This is a genomic window from Staphylococcus kloosii (assembly GCF_032139365.1).
GTDB lineage: Bacteria > Bacillota > Bacilli > Staphylococcales > Staphylococcaceae > Staphylococcus > Staphylococcus kloosii_A.
Genome location: NZ_JAVTDB010000036.1, coordinates 1 through 5,956 on the forward strand (window position 1 = coordinate 1; position 5,956 = coordinate 5,956).

General features: G+C 32.4%; 6 protein-coding genes and 2 tRNA genes. All 8 read left to right on the plus strand.

The genetic code is table 11. The annotated features are described in order from the left end of the window. The coding region (locus RPL90_RS03945) for a SpoIIE family protein phosphatase (RefSeq protein ID WP_398573851.1) at nt 1–979 on the plus strand (979 nt) is incomplete at its 5' end. Between the two features lie 80 nt (nt 980–1,059). After that, on the plus strand, nt 1,060–1,386 hold the full coding sequence (locus RPL90_RS03950) for an anti-sigma factor antagonist (RefSeq protein ID WP_061855665.1): 327 nt from the start codon (nt 1,060–1,062) through the stop codon (nt 1,384–1,386). Between the two features lies 1 nt (nt 1,387). Beyond that, nucleotides 1,388–1,867 carry an anti-sigma B factor RsbW gene (rsbW, locus tag RPL90_RS03955; RefSeq protein WP_313545768.1) on the plus strand — a complete coding sequence of 160 codons (480 nt, stop codon included), beginning with the start codon at nt 1,388–1,390 and terminating at the stop codon, nt 1,865–1,867. Further along, the gene (gene sigB, locus RPL90_RS03960; RefSeq protein WP_061855663.1) at nt 1,842–2,612 is read left to right on the plus strand and encodes an RNA polymerase sigma factor SigB; all 771 of its coding nucleotides are present in this window, start codon (nt 1,842–1,844) and stop codon (nt 2,610–2,612) included. The genes rsbW and sigB overlap by 26 nt, the downstream gene beginning before the upstream one ends. 144 nt (nt 2,613–2,756) lie before the next feature. Continuing rightward, nucleotides 2,757–4,907: a Tex family protein gene (locus RPL90_RS03965; RefSeq protein WP_313545770.1), complete on the plus strand. Its 2,151-nt coding sequence runs from the start codon at nt 2,757–2,759 to the stop codon at nt 4,905–4,907. Then, nucleotides 4,897–5,352 (plus strand): SprT family protein, encoded by a 456-nt coding sequence (locus tag RPL90_RS03970; protein WP_313545772.1) that lies wholly within the window; start codon nt 4,897–4,899, stop codon nt 5,350–5,352. The genes RPL90_RS03965 and RPL90_RS03970 overlap by 11 nt, the downstream gene beginning before the upstream one ends. Before the next feature lie 288 nt (nt 5,353–5,640). Beyond that, nucleotides 5,641–5,723 (plus strand) — tRNA-Leu (locus RPL90_RS03975). A 24-nt stretch (nt 5,724–5,747) separates the two neighbouring features. Further along, a tRNA-Gly gene (locus tag RPL90_RS03980) sits at nt 5,748–5,821 on the plus strand. Nucleotides 5,822–5,956 lie beyond the last annotated feature (135 nt).

A 5,956-nucleotide genomic window follows, 5' to 3' on the forward strand; every position in this document is an offset into this window, starting at 1 on the left:
CAAACAACTTATAGATTTAAGTTTGTCATCGTCTGGTAATTATAATCTTGCTGAAAAATGTAATTCCTACATTGACGAAGTTGTAAATAAAGATATTTTACCGGAAGATCTCGTTGAAATTCATAAAGAATATATTACCATGCTAGATTTAAACCAAAACCAAATTTTGTCTACATTAGAAGTGTTGGAAGAAATTGTTAAAGGCTTTGGTTATAATTATCGTGATTATCAACAACTTGTTGATCGCATGCAACATCATGATAAGGAAATTGATTTAGCTTCAAGGTTACAGCAAACGATGTTGAAAACTGATATTCCCCAATTTGATAGTATTCAAATCGGTGTTATTTCTGTTGCAGCACAAAAAGTAAGTGGTGATTACTTCAATCTCATAGATCACAAAGATGGGACAATGAGTTTTGCGGTAGCTGACGTTATCGGCAAAGGTATTCCTGCAGCATTAGCAATGAGTATGATTAAATTTGGAATGGATTCGTATGGACATTCCCAATTACCGAGTGATGGTTTGAAAAGATTAAATCGCGTAGTTGAAAAAAATGTTAACCAAAATATGTTTGTGACGATGTTTTACGGGCTATATGAAGAGATGAATCATTTGTTATATTGTAGTTCAGCAGGACACGAACCTGGTTACATTTATCGAGCTGAATCACAAGAATTTGAAGAGATAGATGTACGAGGACGAGTATTAGGTGTAAGCCAATTGACTAGATATAAACAACAAGAAATTCCTATCTACCTTGATGATTTAGTTATCATTTTTACTGATGGTGTTACGGAAGTAAGAGACGAAGAAGGAACGTTTTTAGATAAAAGTTACTTACTGAATATGATTCATAAATATAAACACATGCACCCACAAGATATTGTGCAATTACTTTATGAAGCTATTTTAAAAATTCAAAATCCAAAGAAACGTGACGATTTAACGATACTCATTATTAAACGCGTAAATTAATTATAAATAACTATGGATTAATGAATAATAACTAGGGGTATACAGAGAATAAATAAGATAATTTTTAGGAGTGTAGTATAATGAATCTTAACATTGAAAAAGTAACTCATGAACAACATTATGAGATTAAAGTAGGCGGAGAATTAGACGTATATACAGTACCAGAACTTGAAGAGGTATTAGTGCCACTTAGACAAGAAGGTACGCATGATATACATGTCAATTTAGAAAATGTGAGTTACATGGATTCTACTGGCTTGGGGTTATTTGTAGGTACTTTAAAAGCCCTGAACCAAAACGATAAAGAATTATATATTTTTGGTGCTTCTGAACGTATTAGCCGTTTGTTTGATATAACGGGCTTAAAAGATTTAATGCATGTTAATGAAGGAACGGAGGTTGAATAGCATGCTAAGTAAACAAGACTATATTGAAATGCGTTTGCCAGCTTCTGCAGAATATGTGAGCTTAATTAGATTGACATTATCGGGTGTCTTTTCCAGAGCAGGAGCAACTTATGATGACATTGAAGATTCTAAAATAGCTGTCAGTGAAGCAGTTACAAATGCAGTTAAACACGCATATAAAGATGGCGTTGAAACTGGAATGATAAATCTTTGTTTTGAAATTTTTGAGGATAAAATTAGAATAGTTATTTCTGATCAAGGTGAAAGCTTTGACTATGAAAAAACAAAAGAAGAGCTTGGACCTTATAAAGAAAATGAAAATATTGACTTTCTTAGAGAAGGTGGTTTAGGCTTATTCTTAATTGAATCATTAATGGACGAAGTTACAGTCGATAAAAAATCAGGTGTAACTATTAGTATGACAAAGTATATAAAAAAAGAGCAGGTGCGAAATGATGACGAAAGAGTCGAAATCGGTTAACGATGTATCACCTGAACAAATTAATAAATGGATTCAAGAGCATCAAAACAATGAAAATACTGATGCTCAAGACAAATTAGTTAATCACTATCGTAAATTAATTGAATCTTTGGCATATAAATATTCTAAAGGTCAATCACATCATGAAGATTTAGTTCAGGTTGGTATGGTCGGTTTAATTGGGGCAATAAACCGTTTTGATTTATCCTTTGATAGAAAATTCGAAGCTTTTTTAGTGCCTACCGTTATTGGAGAAATTAAACGTTATTTACGTGATAAGACTTGGAGTGTTCATGTTCCAAGAAGAATTAAAGAGATAGGGCCACGTATAAAAAAGGTTAGCGACGAATTAACAAATGAATTAGAACGCTCGCCTTCTATTGATGAAATTGCTCAAAGGTTAGAAGTAAGCGACGAAGAAGTGTTAGAAGCTATGGAAATGAGTCAAAGCTATAATGCACTTAGCGTAGATCATTCAATTGAAGCAGATAAAGATGGATCAACAGTAACTTTATTAGACATCATGGGTCAACAGGACTCTAATTATGATTTAACGGAAAAACGAATGATATTAGAAAAGATTCTGCCCATTTTATCAGAACGAGAACGTCAGATAATTCAATGTACGTTTATCGAAGGATTAAGTCAAAAAGAAACTGGAGAGCGCATTGGTTTAAGCCAAATGCATGTCTCTCGCCTTCAAAGAACGGCAATCAAAAAATTACAAGACGCAGCAAAGAAATAATTATAACTCCTTGCCTAATTTGCACTTTAAATGTGAATTATTGGAAGGAGTTTTTTAATTGGAGTTGAAACGACGTACATATTATAGATATTTAGAATATGTTAGAATAAAGACCGAAGATATAGACATAAGACGGAGGACATTATGGATAATAATTTAATTCAATCGATTCAACAAAAATTTAATTTTACTACAAAGCAAATCACTTCAGTTTTACAACTGTTAGAAGATAAAAATACAGTTCCTTTTATTGCCAGATACAGAAAAGAACAAACAGGTGGACTAGACGAAGTTCAAATAAAACAAATTGATGATGAATACCAATACATGGTCAATTTGCTAAAAAGGAAAGAAGAAGTTATTCATAATATTAACGAGCAAGGTCTACTTACTGATGAGTTAAAACAAGATATTTTAAAACAAACAAAATTACAAAGAGTTGAAGATTTATATAGACCATACAAACAAAAGAAAAAGACCCGCGCTACAGAAGCAAAACGTAAAGGTCTTGAACCTCTAGCGAAGTGGATACAATACCCGACAGAGGATAGTTTAGAAACTACAGCCAAACAATATATCACTGAAGAAGTTACGTCAATTGAAGATGCTATAAAAGGTGCGCAAGACATAATTGCTGAACAAATTTCAGATAATCCTAAATATCGTAGTAAGATTTTAAAAGATACATATCATAATGCTAGTATTACTTCACATAAAAGAAAAAACGCAGAAGATGAAAAAGCGATATTTGAAATGTATTATGATTTCAGCGAACCGATTAAACGCATTGCCAATCATAGAGTGTTAGCGATGAATCGTGGTGAAAAGGAAAAAGTTCTTACAATAAAGTTAGATATGGATAATGCGAATTTACAAAAATTTATTTACCAACAAGAAGTAAAGGACAGTAATAAAGTAGATTACTTAATAGATGAAGCGATACAAGATAGTTTAAAAAGATTAATTATGCCTTCTATTGAACGTGAAATTAGAGGAGATTTGACTGAAAAAGCAGAAAACCACGCTATTGATGTGTTCAGTGAAAATTTAAATAATCTATTACTACAACCCCCATTAAAAGGAAAACAAATTTTAGGTGTAGACCCAGCATTTAGAACTGGATGTAAATTAGCCGTTATTAATCCATTAGGTACCTTTATAGCAAAAGGCGTAATTTACCCACATCCACCAGTCAATAAAACAAAACAAGCAGCGACGACGATGCTACAGTTTATCAATGATTATAATATTGAATTAATTGCCATTGGTAATGGGACAGCTAGTAGAGAAACTGAACAGTTTACTGCTAATTTAATTCAAGAACATAATTTGAATGTGCAGTTTATTATAGTTAATGAAGCGGGTGCTTCTGTATATTCTGCATCAGAAATTGCACGAGCAGAGTTTCCTGATTTTCAAGTTGAAGAAAGAAGTGCAGTATCAATTGGACGTAGAGTTCAAGATCCTTTAAGTGAATTAGTAAAAATTGATCCTAAATCCATTGGAGTAGGTCAATATCAACACGATGTAAATCAAAAGTCACTAGAAGGTGCGCTTACTTTCGTAGTTGAAAAGGCAGTTAACCAAGTTGGTGTGGACGTAAATACAGCTTCTAAATCATTATTACAATACGTTTCAGGTTTATCAAGCGCGATTGCTGATAATATTATTAAATATAGAGAAGAACAAGGTTCGATTAAACACAACAAAGAAATAGCAAGTGTTAAACGTTTAGGTGCTAAAACGTTTGAACAAAGTATTGGTTTCTTACGTATAACTAATGGGGAGGAACCGTTAGATAATACTTCAATTCACCCTGAAAGTTATGTTGCAACATACAAGCTTCTAGATGAAATAGGCTTTGATGCGTCACAATTAGGGACTCAAGAATTGAAAGCAAAATTGAATGATATAGATCAACAACAATTTGCGACAAAACTTAACGTCGGCTTACCTACGTTAGAAGATATAGTGAAATCATTAATAGCCCCTAATCGAGATCCACGTGATAACTTTGATACACCTATTTTAAAATCAGATGTATTATCCATTGATGATTTAGCTACTGGAATGAAGTTAAGTGGAACAGTTAGAAATGTAGTAGACTTTGGGGCGTTTGTTGATATCGGTGTTAAACAAGATGGCTTAGTACATGTGTCTAAATTATCAAAACGTTTTGTTAAAAACCCAATGGACATTGTAAGTGTAGGGGATATAGTAGATGTTTGGATTATCGGAATAGACGAAAATAAAGGAAAAGTATCATTATCGATGGTTGATCTAAATGAACAATGATGAGTTACAAACATTAGTCAAAGAACTATCTGAGACTTACTTTAATAAAAGTTTTAAACATAAAGCCTACTTTAATCATAGGTTGAGAACTACCGGAGGAAGATATTTACTAGATAGCCATAATATCGAAATAAACCTTAAACAGTATGAAAAATTTGGCATAGAAGCAATTAAAGACATTATTAAACATGAATTATGCCACTACCATTTGCATATAGAAGGTAGTGGCTATAAACATAGAGATAGAGATTTTAAAATTTTAAGTGCCTCTGTCAATGCACCACGTTTTTGCACACCAACTAAAAGTTATGAAGAAAGAGCAAATTATTTATATCAATGCACAAAATGTGGAAAACAGTTTATGAGAATTAAAAAAGTTAACACGAAAAAAATGGTCTGTGGTTTATGTAAAGGTAAGTTGAAGTTGTTAAATACATTAAAATAAAAAATTAAATCCGCCCAAAAGTGGGTGGATTTTTTAATACAATATATAAATTTATCACTGAATGTGTAATATAGTTATTTTAAAGAAAAATATTATTAATTAAATATATATAAAACATTGACGGTAAAGGGAGTAATGTCGTATAGTAATAAATGTCGAAAAAATAGCGTATCAAACAAAATAGTTAAATAAGTCATTGATAAAATTTAGCTAATAAAGTTGTTGACACAGACATATAATTACAGTATAATTAATAATGTTCTAAATTGATAACTTCCGTTTTGCCAAGCGGTCGTGGCGGAATGGCAGACGCGCTAGGTTGAGGGCCTAGTGGGAGAAATCCCGTGGAGGTTCGAGTCCTCTCGACCGCATCAAAAACATTTAATTTTATATTTGCGGGTGTAGTTTAATGGCAAAACCTCAGCCTTCCAAGCTGATGTTGTGGGTTCGATTCCCATCACCCGCTCCATTTAGAAAGATAATGAACATTGAAAACTGAATTGCAATATGTCAACGTTAATTCCAAACGCAACGATACAATCGTTGGTTTAAACGTGTTAGAGATAACATACAATTAGTATTTATGAGCTAATCAAACATCATA